This is a genomic window from Thermaerobacter nagasakiensis, from assembly GCF_055396825.1.
Genome location: NZ_AP043740.1, coordinates 2286290 through 2306265 on the forward strand (window position 1 = coordinate 2286290; position 19976 = coordinate 2306265).

A 19976-nucleotide genomic window follows, 5' to 3' on the forward strand; every position below is an offset into this window, starting at 1 on the left:
CCTTCCCCTCCTCGAGCTCTTCCTGGGCCCTTGCCGGGGCGCCCCCGGCAAGGATCGTCGCGGCCGCCGCGGCGGCCTCCCCGGGCCGGAGCTGCCGCGGCCTGGCGTGCCGCCACGGCCTGCAGCCTATCCCACCAGCACCCGCTCTTCGGGGTACCGCACCGCCCGCGGGCGCCGGCCGCGCCGGGTCAGGGCGACGGCCACCGTCAGGGGCCCGACCCGCCCAGCATACATGGTAAGCAGAATCAGCACCTTGCCCGCCGCCGTCAGCTCCGGCGTGATGCCCAGGCTCAGGCCGACGGTGCCAAAGGCGCTGACCACCTCAAAGACCGTCGCCTCCAGGGAATGACCGTCCCAGAGCAGCATGCCCACGGTCACCGCCAGCACCAGGCCCGCGGCCATCACCGCCAGGGCCAGGGCCTTGGCCACGACCAGCGTGGGGATGCGCCGCTCCATCAGCACCAGCTCGTCCTCGCCGCGGACGGTGGCCCGCACCGTGGCCAGAAGCAGGGCCAGGGTGGTGGTCTTGATGCCGCCGGCCGTGCCTGCCGGCGAGCCGCCGACGAACATGAGCAGGATGGTGGCGAGGACCGTGAGGTTGGTCAGCTCGGCCATGGGCAGCATGTTGAAGCCGGCCGTGCGCGGCGTGATGGAGTGGAAGAGGGCGGCCCAGAACCGGCCCCCCGGGGAGAGCCGGCCCATGGTGGCCGGGTTCGACCACTCGCCGGCCGCCACCAGCACCGTGCCCAGCACCAGCAGGGCCGCCGTGGTCCACAGCACCAGGCGCGTGTGCAGGGACAGCCGGTGCCGCGGATGGCGGAGACGCCGGCCCAGGTCCGCCAGCACGGTGAAGCCCAGGCCTCCGGCCACGATCAGCCCGCCGATGGTCAGGGTGATGACCGGGTCACCGGCGAACCGCTCCAGGCTGGGCCGGCGGCTGTCAAAGACGTCGAACCCGGCGTTGTTGAAGGCGGAAACGGCGTGGAAGAGGCCGCGATAGGCCGCCAGGCCGAAGGGCATGTCGTAGGCCAGCCACCAGTACAGGGTGAGCAGGGTCGCCCCCACCACTTCAAATCCTGCGGTGACGGCCGCCACGTACAGCACCAGCCGGACCATGCCCGCCGGCGAGAGCTGGCCCAGGGATTCCTGGATCAGCAGGCGCTCCCGGAAGGTGATGCGCTTGCCCACCAGGATGGCGAAGAGGGTCGACATGGTCATGATGCCCAGGCCGCCCACCTGGATCAGCGCCAGGATGATGAGCTCGCCCGCCGTGGAGAAGGTCTCGGCGGTGTTCACCACCACGAGCCCCGTGACGCACACCGCCGACGTGGCCGTGAAAAGGGCGTCCAGGAAGCTCACCCGGTGGCCGGGCTCCCAGGCGAAGGGCAGGCTCAGCAGCAGGCCGCCCAGCAGGATGACCCCGGCAAACCCCAGGGCCAGTACCCGGGCCGGGTTGGGCTCGCGGACCGGACCGTTCCGGCCTTCGCCGGCAGCCCACCGGGTGCCGGGTTCCTCCGGGCCAGGGCCGTTGCCTGTTGAACCGGCGGATCGGGACATCGCGTAGCGGGTTCCTCCTGATGAAGGCCCATCAATTGGAACGGAAGAATCGAGTAGGAGGGGCCGGTCACGGCCCCGTCCTCTCACACCACCCGGCATGCGGGTCCGCACCGGGCGGTTCGTCGAGCATGGCGAAGTTGGTGGTAGTACTGGGTCAGGCTCAGCAGCCCCTGGGCAAGCCAGTAGCGCTTGCCCAGGGCGCTGTTGAGCGGGCCGCCAGCCATGGCCCAATAACCCCGGCGCGAAAAGGCCCACTGCCGGGCCTTCCACTCGGGATGTCCCAGGGCGCGGAGTTCCCGCAAACGGGTGCGGGGCCGTTTCCATTGCTTCCAAAGGCACGCCTGCAAGCGTCGCCGGAGCCAACCTTCCACGGTATCGAGGAGGCTTGCCATGTCCGCAATCCGGAAGTACGCAAGCCAGCCCCGCAGGTAAGTGTTGATCCGGCGGATCCGCTCGGTCATGGAAACGGACCACGTCCGGCTGGTCAGGGTGCGAAGCCGGTCTTTGAGCCGCTGCACCGTTTGGGGGGCCACCCGCAGGCGGACGCCGTCCCGGCCGTGATACATGCTGAAGCCGAGGAACTTGCGTCGCCACGGCCGATCAACCGCGCTCTTTTGTTCGTTGACCTTGAGCCGAAGCCGCTGCTCGAGGAAGCGCCGTACGCCTGCCATGACCCGGTGCCCTGCCCGTTCCGAGCGGACGTAGATGTTGCAATCGTCCGCATAACGGACAAAGCGGTGTCCCCGCCGTTCCAGCTCTTTGTCCAGGTCGTCGAGAAGGATGTTGGCCAAGAGCGGGCTGAGGGGGCCGCCCTGGGGCGTCCCTTCTTCCGTCCGCACCTTCACCCCACCGACCATCACGCCGGCCTGCAGGTAGCGGCGGATCAGCATGCGGACGCGCTTGTCCGCGACCTTCCGCATCACCCGGGCCATCAGGACGTCATGGTTCACCCGGTCAAAGAACTGTTCGAGGTCCAGGTCGACCACCCAGGCGTACCCTTCCTCGACGTGCCGCCGCGCCGCTTCGACTGCCTGGTGCGCGGAGCGTCCCGGCCGAAAGCCGTAACTGTGCTCCGAAAAGTCGGGGTCGAAGATCGGCGTCAGCACCTGCAGCAAAGCCTGCTGGATCAGGCGGTCCAGGACGGTCGGGATACCCAGTAGGCGCGTGCCGCCCCCGGGTTTGGGGATCGCCACCCGGCGGACGGGCTGCGGCTGGTAGGTTCCCGCCAGCAGCTGGGCGCGTACCTGCGGCCACCGCTCCCGCAGAAAACCCCGCAGTTGTTCGACGGTCATGCCGTCGATACCCGGCGCGCCCCGGTTCTGCTCCACCCGTCGTAGGGCGGCCCCCATGTTCTCCCGGGCCACCACCTGCTCCATCAGGTCCACGCCACCACGTCCTCCGCGGGGAGGGGCGCCGGTCTGTCCCGGCCGGGTGCTCCGCTCTCACCCAGGCCCCGGTGGGATTCACCACCGCTTCCTGGGCGAGGCCCTCTCGGGTTGGCTGCTCTCCTCGCACCCGGCGCGAACGCGCCAACACCCTCCCGGACTCGACGTTCGGCCCTTCCTGCCGGCCCGGCCGGCGGTACTACGGCCTCTGCTGACTCCTGCCGGCTCAGCCGCGCCTTGCGGTCGCGGGTTGCCAGCTCCGCTGGCCTACCGGCAGGCCTCCCCGGGTAAGAGCGAGCACTTTCGTCGCACACCCGCCGCGTTTACAGCGCCGCCCTTCGGCCCATCTCGGGCTTCGCTGTGTTGTGCCAGCTCGCCCAGACGGCGCCGCCTCGCCCGCGGTTCCTGGTCGTCGGGTCGCGACTTTGCCTCCGGCTTCCTTCGGATCCCGCGTCGCCGCGGGCACCCTTGCCTTCGGCTAGCGGTTGTACGGGGCCACCCTCCGCAGGGGACTTTCACCCCTTAGCACTCGCCCATGCCGGGCGCACACAAGCGGGGCGGCCCGCCGTGGCGAGCCGCCCCGCGCCGCCGGCCCGGCGTCAGGTGCCCAGGGCCTGGCGGGCGCGTTCCACCACCGCCCGGAAGGCCGCTCCGTCCCGGACGGCCAGGTCGGCCAGCACCTTCCGGTTGAGCCCCACGCCGGCCTTGCGCAGGCCGCTCATCAGCCGGCTGTAGGACAGCCCGTACTGCCGTGCGGCCGCGTTGATCCGCTGGATCCAGAGCCGGCGGAAGTCCCGCTTGCGTGCCCGCCGGTCCCGGTAAGCGTACCAGAGGGAGTGCAGCACCTGTTCGTTGGCAGCACGGAACGTCTTGCTCCGCCGGCCGTAATAGCCGCGGGCGAGCTTCAGGATCTTCTTGTGCCGGCGGCGTGTCCGGGGACCGCCCTTGACCCGTGGCATGAAAACCTTCCTCCTTACGCCTTGCTGGCGACGCCTTGCTGGCGGATGGCATGATGCCCCGTCGACTGCCACCGCGCGCCGCGGCGGGACCGTCGCTGCTTCCCGCCGGGGCCTGCCGCTGGTCCTCGGGCGGCCATGGCCGCCTGGACCGTAGCGGCCTTACTGGTACGGCAGCAGCTTGCGCACGGTCCTGGTGTCGGCCTTACCCAGCACCGCGGGCTGGCGCAGGCGCCGCATGCGCTTGCCCGTCTTCTTCTCGTTCAGGTGCCCGCGGTTGCTGCGCTGGTGCTTGAAGCGCCCCCGCGCCGTCCGGCGGAACCGCTTGGCCGCACCGCGGTGGGTCTTCATCTTGGGCATGGGGCCCGCCTCCTTCGGTCAACGTTGGAGAATTGGCACATTGTCAGACAAGCTAGCCGCTGCTGGCGGCTTGCACGGATGCCGGGACTCACCGCCGGGTGGCCGCCCCGCGGCGGCCACCGGGTTGCGGCCAGGCCCCGTCACCGGTCATGGGACGAACCGGATGTCATGTGGCGCGCGATTCCTCGCCCGCAGGACCCGCGGCCCCCTCGCCCTCCCCGGCCGCCGGCCGGGCCTCGGCGCGGGCCGCACCCACCACCTGGGGGCGTGGCGCCAGGACCATGGTCATGTTCCGGCCTTCCACCACGGGGCGGCGCTCGATGGTGGCGATGTCCTCCACCGCCCTGGCCAGGCGCTCCAGCACCTGGCGCCCCAGGTCGGCATGGACGATCTCCCGCCCCCGGAACATGATGGTGGCCTTGACCTTGTCGCCGTCCTCGAGGAACCGCCGGGCATTGCGCAGCTTGACCTCGAAGTCATGCTGGTCGATGCGCGGCCGCATCTTGACCTCTTTGATATCCACAATCTTTTGCCGCTTGCGCGCTTCCCGATCCCGTTTCGCCTGCTCGTATTTAAACTTGCCGTAGTCCATGATGCGGCACACGGGCGGCCGGGCCTGCGGTGCCACCTCCACCAGGTCCATGTTCCGCTCGTAGGCCATGCGCAGGGCTTCGTGGGTCGGGAAGATGCCCAGCTGCTCGCCCTCGGGCGAGATGACCCTGACCTCGCGCACGCGAATCTGCTCGTTCACGCGCAGGTCCCTGACGATTGCGCGTCACCTCCGGAAGTTTGGCCGGCACCCCACCACCCGCCCTTGCCGCCCGGGTGGAGGTACCCGTCCCATGACCTGCCGTACGACCGCAAAAACAGCAAACGGGCGCAAGCGGCGCCCGCTCATCCCCCGGGCGGCTCCACGGCACCCTGCCCCTGCCGCCGGCACCCCGTGTGCAGGTGCCCGCGGCGCGCCAGGATCGCCACCGGGCCGCCCGGCCCGAAACCCCAGTCGCAGTTTGGACGCGCTGAGGTGGGAAGCTCGTGCTTCCGCTTGCCTGCCGGTTGAGACAAAAATGCCAGCCCGTCGCAGGATGCGACTAGCCTGAGGCATTGTAGCACCGGTGCCAGAGCCCGTCAATCGCCGCCGGGGTGCCGTGCCGGCGGCGCCGGAGCCGCGATCGGCCCGTGACGTCAATCGTCCCGGGCCCGGGGATCCAGGAGGTCCCGCAAGCCGTCACCCAGGAGGTTGAAGCCCAGAACCACCAGCATGATGGCCAGCCCGGGAAAGGTCATGTTCCAGGGTGCCACGCGGAAGACCGTCCGGGCATCGTTGAGCATTCGCCCCCACTCCGGCTGGGGCGGCACCGCGCCCAGCCCGAGAAAGCTCAGGGCCGCCGCATCCAGGACCGCCGTCCCCACGCCCAGGGTGCCCTGAACGATCAGCGGCGCCAGGGCGTTGGGAAGGATGTGGCGGACGATGATCCGCGCATCGGAAAAGCCCAGGGCGCGCGCCGCCGCCACGTAGTCCTGCTCCCGGAGCGAGAGCACCTGGCCGCGCATCAGCCGCATGTACTGGGGCACCGCGACCAGCGCGACGGCGTACATGGTGTTCTCCAGGCTGGGTCCCAGGAAGGCGGCAAAGGCGATGGCCAGCAGGATGCTGGGGAAAGCCAGCATCAGGTCGACCAGCCGCCCGGAGACCATGTCGAACCAGCCGCCGTAGTACCCCGCCAGGGCCCCCCACACGGTGCCCGCCACGGCCGCCATCAGCATCGACACCACGCCCACCCGCAGGGAGATCCGGGCCCCGTAGATGATGCGGCTCAGGACGTCGCGGCCCTGGTGGTCCGTGCCCAGCCAGTGCTCGGCCGAGGGCGGCTGGAGGCGTTGCAGCAGGTTCGCGTCGTCCGTGGGATGGTAGGGTGCCAAAAGCGGGGCCAGCAGGGCGACCAGGACGAAGGCCAGGACGATACCCCCACCCAGGACCGCCGAGCGGTGGCCAAGAAAGCGGCGCCAGAATCCGTGGCCCAGCGGCAGCGGAGCGGCCGGCGGCAGAGAGGCTGCGGATTCCACTTGGCGGGACAGGGCTGCCATGCATCTCCCTCCGTGCGGTTCCCGGGCACCAGCCGGTGATCAGTCGTAGCGGATGCGCGGGTCCACCAGGGCGTAGAGCAGGTCGACCACCAGGTTGGTCAGCACGAACAGGGTGGCCACGAAGAACACGGCACCCTGCACGGCGGGATAGTCGCGGTAGCCGATGGAATCGACGATGTACCGTCCCACGCCGTTCAGGGAAAAGATGGTCTCCGTCAGCACCGCGCCGCCCAGCAGGCTGCCCACCTGGAGGCCCGTCACCGTCAGAACGGGCAGCATGGCATTGGGCAGGGCGTGCCGCAGCGTGACGATGCGCTCCAGAAGGCCCTTGGCCCGGGCCGTGCGCACGTAATCCTGCCGAAGCACCTCCAGCAGGCTGGAGCGGGTCATGCGCGCGATGAAGGCGGCCGGGATGGTGGCCAGGGCCAGGGCGGGCATGACCAGGTGCCGGGCGGCATCGACGAAGGCAGGCAGGTTGCCCACCAGCAGGGTGTCCACAAGGTACATGCCGGTGATGAAGGGGACCTGGGCCTCGTACTGCACCGACAGCCGGCCCGACGGCGGCAGCCACTTCAGGTCGACGGCCAGGTAGTACATCATCACGAGCCCCAGCCAGAAGATGGGCATCGAGACGCCGACCATGGATCCCGCCATCACGCCGTAGTCAAGGATGGTGCGGCGCCGTACGGCGGCGATGACGCCGGCCAGCACCCCCAGGGGGATCGCCACCAGCATGGCGGCAAAGGTCAACTCGATGGTCGCCGGCAAGCGGACGGCAATGTCCCGGCTGACGGGCAGGCCGCTGCGCAGGGAGCGCCCCAGTTCCCCCCGCAACAACTGGCCGGCGAAGCGCCCGTATTGCACCCAGAAGGGATCGTTGAGCCCCATCTCCTCCCGCAGCCGGGCCAGCATCTCCGGCGTGGCCCGTTCCCCCAGGATGGCCTGGGCCGGATCGCCGGGGATCAGGTACAAGAAACCGAAGACGGCCACCGAGATGCCGAACAGGGTCGGAATGAGCAGCAACAACCGTTTGATCACGTACCGCAGCACGCTCTCGCCTCGCTATCTCCGGCCGCTGGCCCGCCCCGCGCCCGCACCTGCTGCCGGGTGCCACCGGGGTGCCTCCGGCGGCCTTGGGTCCCGGGCAAGGCGCAGGCCGGGACGGGGTCCCCGCCCCGGCCTGCGCCCCTTCCGTTCCCCTTCGCCACCTGCTGCCCGGCCGGCACCTGGCCGCCGGTAGCACCCGGCGAACCTCCGGGCCTGCACCCGCGACTTGGCGGGCCTTAGCGGGTGACCGACACCTTGTGCAGCTTCTCGCTGCCCAGCGGGCTCGGGACCAGCCCCTCCACGCCCTTGCGCACGATGATGGGCGAGCGGGCGTGGGCCAGGGGGATCATCGGCACATCCCGGTGGATGATCTCCTGCGCCTGCCGGTAGAGCTGCTCCCGCTGGCCCTGGTCCGGGGTGCGCTGCGCCCGCACCAGCAGCTGGTGGACCTCCTCGCTGCGGTAGAAGGAGATGTTGCCGGCACCGGGCGTGCGGGCGTTGTCCTTGTCCAGGAGCACGTACAGGAAGTTGTCGGGGTCGCCGTTGTCGCCGATCCAGCCCAGCAGGGCCATGGGATGCTCCCCGTTGCCCGTCTTCTCCAGATAGACGTCCCACTCGTGGCGGACGATCTCCGCCTGGATGCCCACGGCCGCCAGCTGCTGCTGGATGGCCTCGGCGATCTGCTCGGGCTGGGGCATGTAAGGCCGCGGCACGGGCATGGTCCAGAGCTCCGTCTGGAACCCGTCGGGGTAGCCGGCCTCCGCCAGAAGCTGCTTCGCCCGCTCGGGATCGTACTCGTAGTCCTGGATGTCATCGTTGTAGCCCCACATGGCGGGCGGCATGGGGTTCTTGGCCACCTGGCCCAGATCGCCCCAGAAGGCCTTGACCAGTTCCTCCTTGTTGATGGCGTGGGCGATGGCCTGGCGCACCCGCACGTCGTTGAAGGGCTCCTTGTCGTTGTTGAGCGCCAGATAGCCGACGTTGTTCGCATCGCGGTAGAGGATGTCAAACTGGCCGGTGTCGATGGTGGGCAGGTCGGCCGGGTTCGGGTCTTCCATCACGTCGATGGTCCCCGCCATCAGCTCGGCCAGCCGCGCCGAGTTGTCCTTGATCGCCTTGTAGACGATCCGCTTCATCTTGGGTTTCGGCTCGCCCCACCACTGGTCGTAGGCCTCCAGCACGATCTGCTGGTCCGGGACCCATTCCACGAACTTGTAGGGTCCGGTGCCCACCGGATTGCGGCCGAAGTCGGCGCCGTACTTCTTGATCGCCTCGGGGCTGGCGATGGCGAAGCTCGGCATCGCCAGGTTCTGCAGGAAGGGCGCCAGCGGCTCCCGCAAGGTGAAGCGGACGGTGTACTCGTCCACCGCTTCGACCTTCTCGATCACCGACTCCTCGTCGAACCCGCCGAACATGTAGGCGAAGTATTCGAAGTTCTCGCCCTCGTGCCGGTAGGGGTTGTCCGTCTTCATCCAGCGCTCGAAGTTGAAGACCACGGCCTCGGCGTTGAAGGGCGTGCCGTCGTGGAAGGTGACGCCCTGGCGCAGGTGGAAGGTCCAGACCTTGCCGTCGTCGCTGACCTCCCAATCGGTGGCCAGCCACGGCTCGACCTCCGTCTTGCCCTCCTTGAACTCCACCAGCGTGTCGAAGATCTGGTGGGTGACCTTCATGGACTCGCCGTCGGTGACGTTGGCCGGATCCAGGGACACCGAATCGCCGCCGCGCCCCCAGACCAGGGTGTCCGCCGGCAGGCCGGCCTCCCCGCCGCCGCTGCCCCCGCCACCCTCACCCGAAGGCTGGGCCGGCGCGCCGCACGCCGTGGCCAGGACCGCCAGGACGGCCACCAGCGCCAGCGCCTGCAGGCGCCGCCGCCACGTCTTCACCATCACAGCCCCCCTCACCCTTCGGCCCGGGAGTGATCTACACCGCCCTGCCGCCCGCGGGCGCAAGGCGCGCCGGCGGCACGGTTCCGGGTCCGTGTTGGGGTGGATTTCGCCGCGCTGGACGAGGTTCCTCCCCAAAAAATGGTCAAACTGGTCAAGCCGGGTTCCCCTGCCGCTGTGCCACCTTCTCGGTGATGAGGCGCACGAAGTCTTCCAGGGACTGGCTGCCCAGATCACCCCGGTCCCGGCTGCGCACGGCGACCTGGCCCTCCTGGGCCTCCCGATCGCCGACCACCAGCATGTAGGGCACCTTTTCCACCTGGGCCTGGCGGATCTTGTACCCGAGCTTCTCGTCCCGGGCATCGACCTCGACCCGCAGGCCCGCCGCCCGCAACCGTTCTTCCACCCGGCGCGCGTAGTCGTGGTCCCGGTCGCTGACGGGCAGCACCCGCACCTGCACCGGGGCGAGCCAGACGGGGAAGGCACCGGCGTAGTGCTCGATCAGGATGCCGATGAAGCGCTCCAGGGACCCCATGATGGCCCGGTGGATCATCACCGGCCGCTGCTCCTGGCCCGCGGCGTCCACGTAGGTCAGGTCGAACCGGATGGGCATCTGGAAGTCCAGCTGCACCGTGGCCGTCTGCCACTTCCGCCCCAGGGAGTCGATCACGTAGAAGTCCAGCTTGGGGCCGTAGAAGGCGCCGTCGCCGGGCGCCAGGGTGTAGTCCCGGCCCGCCGCCTCCAGGGCCCGCGCCAGGGCCGCCTCCGCCCGCTCCCACAAGGCCGGATCGCCCATGAACTTCTCCGGCCGCGTGGCCAGCTTGATCTCGTAGGGCATGCCGAAGGTGCCGTAGATGGTGTCGACCAGCTCCAGGACGCGGCCGATCTCCTCTTCGATCTGGTCCTCCCGGACGAACAGGTGGGCGTCGTCCTGCTCGAAGCCTCGTACCCGCAAGAGCCCGTGCAGCGTGCCGGAGCGCTCGAAGCGGGCCAGCCGGCCGTATTCCGCCAGGCGGAGGGGCAGGTCCCGGTAGGAGCGGATCCGGCTGCGGTAGAGCAGGCAGTGCCCCGGGCAGTTCATCGGCTTGACGCCGAACAGGGCATCCTCCCGCTCGATCAGGAACATGTTGTCGCGATAGTGCTCCCAGTGGCCCGAGCGATGCCACAGGTCGACCTTCAGGATCTCGGGGGTGCGGACCTCCTGGTAGCCGTAGCGCGCCTGCAGCTCCCGGGAGAACTGTTCCAGGAGCCCGTACACCGTGGCCCCCTTGGGATGCCAGAAGGCGTACCCCGGCGCCACCTCCTCGAAGTGGAAAAGGTCGAGCTCGGGGCCCAGCTTGCGGTGGTCGCGGCGCCTGGCCTCCTCCAGCCGCTGGAGGTGCTCCTCCAGCTCCCGGGCGGAGGGGAAGGCGGTGCCGTAGATGCGGGTCAGCATCGGCCCCTTCTCGTCGCCCTTCCAATAAGCGCCCGCCACGCCGGTGAGCTTGAAGGCCTTGATCCGCCCCGTGGACGGCAGGTGAGGCCCCCGGCAGAGGTCGACGAACTCCCCCTGCTCGTAGACCGTCAGCGGCTCGTCCTCCGGGATGGACTCGATGATCTCGACCTTGTACCGCTCCCCCCGCTGCCGGAAGAGATCCAGGGCCTCCTGCCGGCTGACCGGCCGCCGGCGGATGGGCAGGTCTTCCTGTACGATCCGGGCCATCTCCTGCTCGATGGCTTCCAGATCGTCCGTGGAGAGGGGCCGGGGGGTCTGGATGTCGTAGAAGAACCCGTCCTCCAGCGGCGGCCCCACGGCCAGCTGGGCTTCCGGCCAGAGGCGCTTCACCGCCTGGGCCATCAGGTGGGCCGTGCTGTGGCGGTAGACCTCCCGCCCCGCCTCGTCGGCGAAGGTGAGAATCTCCAGCCGGCCGTCCTCTTCGAGGGGCCGGTTCAGGTCGATGACCTGCCCGTTCCAGCGGGCCGCCACCGCGTCCCGGGCCAGGCGCGGGCCGATCTGCTGGGCCACCTCCAGGGGCGTGATGCCCCGGGGCAGTTCCCGACGGCTGCCGCCGGGCAGCTCGACCACGATCATGGTCCCGGTTTCCCTGCGTGCCGGTTCGTCCAACGTCCCTCACCGTCCTTCCAGGAATCTGCAGCGGGCAAATGAAAAGGGCCCCGTCCCAAAGGGACGAGGCCCGCCGGCCTCGCGGTTCCACCCTTTTTGGTGCCACCCGGGGCGGGAGCCAGCCCCCTCCCGCTTGGCACCCTCTTTCTGCCCGGTAACGGGGGCTACCGGCCGGTCTTCGGTGCTGCAGGGAGGCTCGTGCAGCCTCCGCGGGCCGCGGCTCCGGTCGCCGCCGCGCCGGCAACAGCTGCCCGCCCGCTCCCGGCCCCCGGCGGGGGTGCCGCTGTTCCGGGGCGGCGGCGCCGCCGGCCGGTCGAACCCCGCCGCCGGGGCCCTGCGCTCGCACCTGGGACCGGCAACTCCGGGGTGGTAACCGGCGGTGGCCTTCCGGGGCAGGCTCCCAGCCCCCCGCCCGCGGTTCCCGGCTACACTCCACCCCGGGCTGGCCGCAGCGGGGGACCCGCCCTCTCTGGCGGGGCCGCTCCTCCGGTCGTGTCCCCTTCATCGTCGCCGGCGTGCCCGGATCCTCCGGGCACCGGTTTGGCCGAAATTATAGCCAACCCTGGTGCCGGGGCAAAGGGGATCCTGCGCGCAGCCATCGAGGCGCCGTCACCGGCCGCCATGTCCCGGCGCGGCAGGCGGCCGCCCCCGGCGAGGTCCGGCCGGCCGCCGCCTGGGGTGCCCCAGCGGCCGCCGCTCCCGCGCCTGCGGCCAAGGCTTCGCTTCAGGCGACGGTCACCAGGAGCGCCTGGAACAGACCGACCAGGAATCCCAGCACCGCCCCCGACCACTCGACGAAGCGCAATTCCTTCCCGGCCAGCCGCAAGACCAGATCTTCAACGCCTGCCGGGTCGAGGGCCAGCAGCTTCCGTTCCACCACCGGACCCAGGCGCAGACCCTCGCCCGCGGCGGCCCAGAGGCCCTCGGCCAGCTCGGGAAAGCGGCGCGCCACCTCGTAGCGCGCCTCCTGGGCGATGCGATCGGCCAGCTGCAGGGACCAGGCGCGAGGAACCAGCGCCGGCAGGCGGGCCAGCACCGCCTCCCGCACCATCCGGGCCACCGCGTCGGCCGCCGCCCGGTCCAGCGGCAGCCGGCGCAGGTGTTCCCGCACATCGGCCGCCGTCAGCAGGTCCCGTTCCACCGCCTCGGCCAGGGCGCGGGCCAGGTCGGCCTGGCGGCGTGGCAAAAGGCCCTGCAAGGTCCATCCCACCCCCGGCACCCGCCAGGGCCGGATGGGCCGGAACAGGGCCCAGATGGCCACCCGGTTGGTGGCCCAACCGATGAGCCCGCCCGTCAGGGGCAGGGTGAACCACGCCGTGTCCACGGGCGTCCCTCCCGGCCGCCACTATACCACGGCGGCGGGAACGCCGGGCGCCTCCCCACCTGCGAGCCGGCGGTGGCTTGCCGGCGCCGGCCCGGCAAGGTCACCGGATCGGCGGGGCCGGAGCCGCCGGGCGCCGCTGCCGCGGGCGGCAGCGGGTGCAACCCGTGCAGACCTCCACACGGTTGCCGAAGACCTGCTCCAGCATGTCCCGGGTGTCACCGCCCAGCCCCTGATTGCGGCGGCGCAGGTGCACCACGAACCGGCGGGCGGCCACCGTCACCAGGGCACTGACCAGGGCGTCGCCGGGATCCGGCGCCACCCCCTCCCCCGGGCCGGCCACCCAGGCCTCTCCCGGTGGCAGGGACACGGCCCGCCCCTGCTCATCGGTCATGGTGAAGGCGCCCGACGGTTCCACCACCACATGGACCACATCCAGCCGCGGCACCTGCAGGTCGACGAACTGCCGCAGCAGCCGCACGAAGTCCCGGTACTCCCGGTCCAGCAGGTACTCGTCCACCGCCCGGTCCACGGCCAGCTCCAGGGCCTCCACGTAGTCCCGGCACCGGAACCGCAGGAACCCGTCGACCAGGAGCAAACCGGCGCCCTCCACGTACGCCGCCACCTGGCGGCTCAACTGGTAGCGGAGCTGCCCGTCCCGGGCCGGTGCGGCGGCCAGGTGCCGGCGGGCGTAGGCCAGGGCCTGGTGCCGCTCGTCGGGAGCCAGATGGGCGTAGCGGCGGGCGACCAGCCGCTGCATCAGGTGCCAGCGGTGCTCGTCGTGGATGAAGGCCACGATGGCCCGCACCACCCGGGCGCGCCAGTCGCGGAACAAGGGATCGGCCTCCGACGCGGGCACCGCCTCGCCCCTTCCGGCGGGGCCGGCACCGGTACCTGCGGGCGGCGTGGTCACCGATTCCGCCGCGGCCACCCCGTTCGGGTCGCCGCCGGGCCGGCTCGGGGCCCCGGCGGCGCCGTTCCCGCCCCCCGCGCCGGCAGGGCGGGTGCCGTGCACCCCGGGCTCGGCACCGGCCCCGGGCCGCCCCGCTTCCCCTGAGCCGCCGCGCGTTCTGCCCGGCAGGCCTCCGGGGGTGGCGGCGCCTCCGATGCCGGCGGTGCCGGGATGCGCTGCCGGGGCCGGCGTGGAGCGCAGGGAGGAACCGGCCGCCCCCGGGGCGGCATCGCGCCGGCGGGACGGGGCCCCGCGGGCGGCCGCGCCGGCGGTTGTGCCCAGGGCCCCTGAAATCCACCCCGGCCCTCCCAGGAACAGGCCGCCGAAGTCGTACCGCAGCTCCGCGGCCATCCGGCTCCAGGATGCGGCCGGACCCGGAGAACCCGGCCGCGCGCTTCCGGCCCGGCCGGGTTCCTCCCAGGTCCCGCCAGTGCCGCCGGGACCCCCGCCCGGGACCGCCGCCGGACCGGCCGGGGTCCGGCTGCCGCCCCGCAACGGCCCGTTCCGGCGCCGTCCCGGCAAGGCGGGGCCCTGGACGGCCAGGAAGAACCAATTGCCGCACTGGTATTCGCTCAGCTGGGGCGGCTCGAGCCCGCAGGCCGCCGCCAGGGGGGTAAAGGCGGCCACCTCCTGCTCCAGCCGCTGGCGCAAGGAATCCGGCGGTTGGGCGGTGCCGATGACCAGCAGGTCGGACATTCCCATCGCTCCCTTCCCCGCCGCCTTCCCCCGTAGTGTGAGCACGGGGGCGGGGGGTCAACCGCCCGGCCCCATGTCACCGATATGGCCGGGCGAGGGAGGACATGCCGGGTCAGCGTGGGCGGCCGCGCGATGCAGCGGCGGTGCGGCGGCGATCAAGGCACCCATGTCCGGCCTGCCAGCAGCGGGCCCAGGGCGATCACCTGAACGGTCACTCGAACGGCCACCTGAACGACCGGATTAACGACCGCCGGCGCGACCGGCCGCCGCAAAAGCAGAAGACCCGGCCGCCGGGTGGGGCCGGGTTCCGATAACAGCTCCGGGCCAGGTGAAGGGCGGAACCGGCTAGCGGAAGCCCGAGGCGCAGGGCGAAGGCGAGACAGGGGGCGAAAGCGGGGGCCGGCGCGGCACCGCGTCCGGCAGTCCCGGGGTCGGCCCGGTGGCCGCGGTCAGGAGGTGGCGGCGTCACGGTCCCCGGGGCCGGCACCGTCCCGGCTGGTCGGGCCGCCTTCAGCCGGCCCCACCGTGCCAGCCGGCTCACCGCCAAGAGCGGCCCGGACGGCGGGGTCCGTCGCCTCCCAAACCTGGGGCGCCCGGGCGCGGATGGCCTCCCCCACCGCCCGCCGCTGGGCGTCCGAAAGCCCCTCCAGGTCGATCACCCCTTTAAGGGCCCGGGACATGTCGTTGACGTGACGCGCCAGGTGCTTGTACCCCACCATGGCCTGCCGGTCGATCCACATAGGACTGGCCACGGCGCCCCGCACCCCGCGCCCGCCGGCGCCGCCCTGGGCGATCCAGACCACCCAGTACTGGCGGGCCCCGGGCACCTGGGCCGGATCGTCCACCCAGCGTACCCCCTGCTCGACCGGCGATTTGGCGTGCAGGGCACCCGGCGACACCGTGGCCCGGTCGCCGTCCACCAGGATGGCGGCCAGGCCCCCCAGATGGCTGTGGGGTCCCGACCGGGTTCCTACCAGCTGCAGCCGCACGGCCCCGCCGCCCCCACCGGCGCTGCCCCCACCGCCGGACGCACCGCCGGATGAAGGCGCCGGACTGCCCTGGCCGCCCGGGGAACGCACTGGCGGAAGCGTTTCGCCTGAGGGTACCACGCGCCATCCCTCCATGGGTCGAGGCCGGGTCAAGGCCCGCTCCGGGTGAAGACTCGCTTCCAGGGCGTCAAGGCCCGCCCGCGGCGGCTCCGCCCGTGCTCCGTCCGGTTTCCGGACGAACCTGCCCGCAGCGCCCGCCGGGCACGCCGCCGGCGGGCATGCCGGCGGGACCGGCCGGTCGGGCGCGCCGGACGGGCCGGGAATACCGGCCCCGCCCTCAACTGTCCCGGGTCGGCCGGCGGGCGGGCATCTCCTCCAGGCGGACGGGCACGCGGAACAGCTCGGCGCCGCGCAGCACCGTCACCTCCAGCTGGTCGCCGGGCCGGCGGCCCACCAGCCGCTTGCGGACGTCGCCGATGGTGTCCACATGTTCCCCCTGCACCGCCACGATCATGTCGAAGACCTGCAGGCCGGCCTTCTCCGCCGGACTGGAGGGCATCACCCGGGTGATGACGATGCCCCGGTCGGCCGGCAGTTCGAAGGTGCGCACCCAGTTGTCGTCGATCACCTCGGCGTACCCCTGGATACCCAGCCACAGGTGCCGCACGGCCCCCTCCTGCAGGATCTGGCCGGCAATGGCCTCCACCAGGTGGACCGGCACGGCAAACCCCAGGCCATGGCCCTCCAGCTTGACCGTGGTGAGCCCGATGACCCGGCCGTCGAGCAGGGCCAGGGGCCCGCCCGAGTTGCCCGGGTTGATGGGCGCGTCCGTCTGGATCAGCCCGTCCAGCGGCGTACCCTGCGGGGTAGGAAGCGACCGGTCCACCGCGGAGATGATCCCCATGGTCACCGTGGTGCCCAGGCCGAAGGGGTTGCCCACGGCGATCACCGCCTGGCCGGGCTTCAGGCTGCGCGAATCGCCCAGCGTCGCTGCCGGCAGGGGGCCGCTGGCGATCTCCACCACGGCCACGTCGTACAGGCGGTCGCGGCCGGCCACCGTCCCGGTGACCCGCTTGCCCGAAGGTAGGAGGACCGTGACCTCCGCCGCGCGACCGACCACGTGGGCATTGGTCAAGATCAGGCTGCGGCCCGGCTCGGAGCGCCAGATCAGGCCGGAACCCACGGCGTCGATGAGGCGCCGCCCGCCGCGCCGGTGCTGCCGCGCGATCTGCACCACCGACGGGCTCACGGCCTCCACCGCGCGGGTGATCCACTGGGACAGGGGGTCCATCCAGGGCTCGGTCACTCCGAAGCCTCCTCTCTCCCTTGAGGAAGGCCGGGAGCGCGGGCCACCGGCCCACGCTCCCGGCCGGCGAGCGCGCCCCGCGCAGGTGCGGGTCGCGCCGTGGCGCCGCACGCCATGGAGGCGCCTTTCGCCTCCGCGGCATGCGGATCCTTCGCAGGATGACTTTGACTATCACTGACGTTCGTTTTCATTCTACGCCTCCGGCTCCCGGACGGTCAATGAACCGCCGCCGGCAGGGGAACCGGTAGCGGAAGGGGCCGCCGGGAACAAAAACGGGCACCGGCCCTGCTCTCCGGTGCCCGTCGTGGGCGGTAGTGGACTCGAACCACTGACCCCGTCGACGTCAACGACGTGCTCTACCAACTGAGCTAACCGCCCGCTCAACCCCTGCGCTGCAGGACGGATTATAGGAGCCGCGCGGCTGGCCTGTCAACCCGGCCTTCTGCAGGCCCCGGCTCCCTCCCGGGACCCGGGAGCATCCGGGGAGCCACTTCCCTCGCCCCTCTTGCAGCTGCAGGTGCGCTGCAGATCCAGATGGGGAGGTCGATCCGGACCTCCCGCCGGCGGTCCTCCGCCGGTGAACGTTCCGCCGAAGGACCGCTCCTGAGGCCGCGGCCGGATTCGAACCGGCGAGTAAGGGCTTTGCAGGCCCCTGCCTTACCACTTGGCTACGCGGCCTTGCTTCACCGACGCGACCCTGCTTTCACGGCGCGGCTTTGCTTCACCGGCGCGACCCCGCCGGCGGCCCGGCCTTGGCCGACGGGAGCGTGGGCATTGCCGCCGGCAGCCCCTATGCCTGGAAGCCCGCGAGCCGGGCCGATTGATCCGCCCTCCGATTATACCTTGCCGGGTGTGCGCTGCAAAGCCGCCCTGGACCGCAGGATCGGGAGGCACGCCGTGAAAAGGGGCGAAACGCTCCCTAAGCTGACCTTCGCCGCCACCGGGGTGCCCGGCGCCGCCCCAAGGCGCCACAAAAGGGCGCCACAACACAAAAGGAACCGGGACAGGTCCCTGCCGCACCTGTCCCGGAGCGGAGCCGTGAGCGGGAGACGGGATTCGAACCCGCGGCCTTCTGCATGGCAAGCAGACGCTCTACCCCTGAGCTACTCCCGCATGAGACCCCATGGCAGGGTCTTTGCGACCGGAACCAGCGCGGAGGACCGCGACCCGCGCCCGGCACCGGATGCGTGCCGGGCCGTCATGCCCGGGCGGCCCGGCGGCGTTCATTTTAGCAACCCCTCCGTATCCTGTCCACACCACCCGTTGCCAGCCGTGAGGCCCCGGTCCGGCAGCCGCCGCCCGCAGCGCGAGGCCGCTGCCCCACCGCCGGCCTGCCGCTCCCGGGGTCGCATAGCCCCGCCTTGCCCGCCCCGGCCCCAACGTCCCTCTGCCGCGGCAGGTTCCGGAGCGGCAGGCATCCTTCCCTTCGGGTGCGAAAAACAAGAAACGGGTTCCGGCACGAAAGGACGGTGGAGCTTCGGTGGCCGTGAGTTCTCGCTACAACCCCACCTGGGATCTGGAAACCTTCTTCCCCGGTGGCAGCGCATCGCCCCAGTTTGAATCCTTCCTGGCTTCCCTGGCCCAGGACCTGGACCGCCTGCGGCAGGAGGTGCGCCGGCTCGACCCCGGCGCTCCGGCGGCACACTGGGAAAACCTGGTCAACGGCCTGCAGGACGCCGGCGCGCGGCTGGGGCAGGCGGGCGCCTTCACCTACTGCCTGGTCTCCCAGGACACCACCGACGAGCGGGCGCGGCTGTTGCTCACCCGCGTGGGCGAGCTGCGCGCCACCTACAACAACCTGTGGACCGACCTGGACCGGCACCTGCTGGCGGTGTCCGATCCCGCCTGGCAGGCCCTCCTGGAGCACCCCGGCCTGCGGGAAGTGGCCTTCGCCCTGGACGAACGCCGCCGCCGGGCCCGGGAGCGCATGAGCCCCGAGCTGGAATCCCTGGCCGGCTCGCTGGCGGTCGACGGCTATCATGCCTGGGGCGACCTCTATGAGCTGGTGGCCGGCCGCATCCGGGTTCCCGTGCAGGAAGGGGATCGCACCGTCCACCTCTCCGTCGGTCAGGCGGCCAATCGCCTGGAGGATCCCGACCGGGCCGTCCGCGCGGCCGTGTTCGACCGCTGGGAGGCGGCGTGGGGCCAGGAGGCCGAGGTCATCGCCGCCGCCCTCAACCACCTGGCGGGGTTCCGCTGGCAGTGGTACCGGCGCCGCGGCTGGGACGACATCCTGAAGGAGCCCTTGGACGAGAACCGGATGCAACGGGCCACCCTGGAAGCCATGTGGGATGCCGTCGCCCGCAAGCGGGGCGCCCTGCTGGAGTACTTCCGCTGGAAGGCCGAACGGCTTGGAGTCCAGCGGCTGGCCTGGTTCGACGCCCATGTGCCCGTCTACCAGGCCCAGGGCAAGGTGACGTACGACGAGGCAGCGGACTTCGTCATCGAGCAGTTTGCCCGCTTCAGCGACGAGCTGGCGGGGCTGGCCCGGCGCGCCTTCAGCGAGCGCTGGATCGAAGCCGAAGACCGCCCCAACAAGCGGGCCGGCGGGTTCTGCACGGGATTCCCGCTGAGCCGGCAGTCCCGGATCTTCATGACCTTCGGCGGAACGGCGTCCAACGTGGGTACCCTGGCCCACGAGCTGGGACACGCCTACCATCAGTGGTTGATGGACGACCTGCCCGTGCTGGCCCGGGACTACCCCATGAGCCTGGCCGAAACGGCCTCCACCTTCGCGGAGCGGGTGGTCACCGACGCCGCCATCCGGCATGCGCCCGACACGGACACGCGCCTGGCCTTCCTGGAGCAGCAGGTGCTGGACGGGGTCGCCTTCTGCATGAACATCCACGCCCGCTTCCTGTTCGAGACGGCCTTCTACGAGGCGCGCCGCCAGGGTCCCCTGAGCGTGGCGGACCTCAACGGCCTGATGGAAGACGCCCAGCGCCGTGCCTACCACGACAGCCTGGACCGGTACCACCCGTACTTCTGGGCGTCCAAGCTGCACTTCTACGCCACCGACGCGCCGTTTTACAACTTCCCCTACACCTTCGGCTTCCTCTTCAGCTCCGGCCTGTACGCCCGGGCCCGGGCCGAAGGACCGTCGTTCGCCCGCCGCTATGCCGCGCTGCTCCAGGACACCGGCCGCATGACGGTGGAAGACCTGGCCCGCCGGCACCTGGGCGTGGACCTGACCGGGCCCGCCTTCTGGGAAGAGGCCCTGGACACCGCGCTGGCGCCCCTGGACGAGTTCCTGCAGCTGGCGAGGGCGGCGGGCAGCGGCAAGTAACCCCGAGATCCAGGCCCGGCAGGCGATGCCGTCCCCGGGGACGAAC

The 19976-nt window shown here is 71.4% G+C and carries 14 protein-coding genes and 3 tRNA genes; 1 reads left to right on the top strand and 16 read right to left on the bottom strand.

The features are described from left to right. Positions 1-126 precede the first annotated feature (126 nt). The 16 genes from ACZ5T9_RS09740 to ACZ5T9_RS09815 all read right to left on the bottom strand — a co-directional run bounded on the left by ACZ5T9_RS09740 (position 127) and on the right by ACZ5T9_RS09815 (position 17757). A complete protein-coding gene (locus ACZ5T9_RS09740) occupies positions 127-1557 on the bottom strand; it encodes a TrkH family potassium uptake protein (protein ID WP_464832870.1) in 1431 nt (476 codons plus the stop codon). 83 nt (positions 1558-1640) lie between these two features. Then, positions 1641-2933 (bottom strand): group II intron reverse transcriptase/maturase, encoded by a 1293-nt coding sequence (gene ltrA, locus ACZ5T9_RS09745; protein ID WP_464834381.1) that lies wholly within the window; start codon positions 2931-2933, stop codon positions 1641-1643. A gap of 608 nt (positions 2934-3541) precedes the next feature. Further along, positions 3542-3901, bottom strand: coding sequence for a 50S ribosomal protein L20 (gene rplT, locus ACZ5T9_RS09750; RefSeq protein ID WP_006903980.1), 360 nt, complete (start codon positions 3899-3901; stop codon positions 3542-3544). A gap of 159 nt (positions 3902-4060) precedes the next feature. Next, a complete protein-coding gene (rpmI, locus tag ACZ5T9_RS09755) occupies positions 4061-4258 on the bottom strand; it encodes a 50S ribosomal protein L35 (RefSeq protein WP_006903981.1) in 198 nt (65 codons plus the stop codon). A 166-nt stretch (positions 4259-4424) separates the two neighbouring features. After that, on the bottom strand, positions 4425-4991 hold the full coding sequence (infC, locus tag ACZ5T9_RS09760; protein WP_464832872.1) for a translation initiation factor IF-3: 567 nt from the start codon (positions 4989-4991) through the stop codon (positions 4425-4427). A gap of 452 nt (positions 4992-5443) precedes the next feature. Further along, positions 5444-6346, bottom strand: a complete 903-nt coding sequence (gene nikC, locus ACZ5T9_RS09765; RefSeq protein WP_006903983.1) for a nickel transporter permease — start codon at positions 6344-6346, stop codon at positions 5444-5446. Positions 6347-6385: 39 nt separating this feature from the next. Further along, positions 6386-7396, bottom strand: a complete 1011-nt coding sequence (locus tag ACZ5T9_RS09770; protein ID WP_006903984.1) for an ABC transporter permease — start codon at positions 7394-7396, stop codon at positions 6386-6388. A 233-nt stretch (positions 7397-7629) separates the two neighbouring features. Continuing rightward, positions 7630-9279 carry an ABC transporter substrate-binding protein gene (locus tag ACZ5T9_RS09775; protein WP_464832873.1) on the bottom strand — a complete coding sequence of 550 codons (1650 nt, stop codon included), beginning with the start codon at positions 9277-9279 and terminating at the stop codon, positions 7630-7632. A gap of 151 nt (positions 9280-9430) precedes the next feature. After that, entirely contained in the window at positions 9431-11347 is a 1917-nt protein-coding gene (gene thrS, locus ACZ5T9_RS09780; protein ID WP_464834434.1) for a threonine--tRNA ligase, read from the bottom strand. A gap of 757 nt (positions 11348-12104) precedes the next feature. Continuing rightward, positions 12105-12704 (bottom strand): DUF445 domain-containing protein, encoded by a 600-nt coding sequence (locus ACZ5T9_RS09785; protein WP_040826344.1) that lies wholly within the window; start codon positions 12702-12704, stop codon positions 12105-12107. A gap of 100 nt (positions 12705-12804) precedes the next feature. Next, a complete protein-coding gene (gene ytxC / locus ACZ5T9_RS09790) occupies positions 12805-14349 on the bottom strand; it encodes a sporulation protein YtxC (RefSeq protein WP_464832874.1) in 1545 nt (514 codons plus the stop codon). A 449-nt stretch (positions 14350-14798) separates the two neighbouring features. After that, positions 14799-15338, bottom strand: coding sequence for a YwhD family protein (locus ACZ5T9_RS09795; RefSeq protein ID WP_464832875.1), 540 nt, complete (start codon positions 15336-15338; stop codon positions 14799-14801). Positions 15339-15675: 337 nt separating this feature from the next. Then, the gene (locus ACZ5T9_RS09800) at positions 15676-16644 is read right to left on the bottom strand and encodes a S1C family serine protease (RefSeq protein WP_006903989.1); all 969 of its coding nucleotides are present in this window, start codon (positions 16642-16644) and stop codon (positions 15676-15678) included. Between the two features lie 305 nt (positions 16645-16949). Then, positions 16950-17022, bottom strand: a tRNA-Val gene (locus ACZ5T9_RS09805). Between the two features lie 228 nt (positions 17023-17250). Then, positions 17251-17322, bottom strand: a tRNA-Cys gene (locus ACZ5T9_RS09810). A 363-nt stretch (positions 17323-17685) separates the two neighbouring features. Continuing rightward, positions 17686-17757 (bottom strand) — tRNA-Gly (locus ACZ5T9_RS09815). Positions 17758-18124: 367 nt separating this feature from the next. On the opposite strand from ACZ5T9_RS09815, the gene ACZ5T9_RS09820 reads away from it, so the two are divergent. After that, the gene (locus ACZ5T9_RS09820) at positions 18125-19930 is read left to right on the top strand and encodes a M3 family oligoendopeptidase (protein WP_464832876.1); all 1806 of its coding nucleotides are present in this window, start codon (positions 18125-18127) and stop codon (positions 19928-19930) included. The last annotated feature ends 46 nt before the right edge of the window (positions 19931-19976 follow it).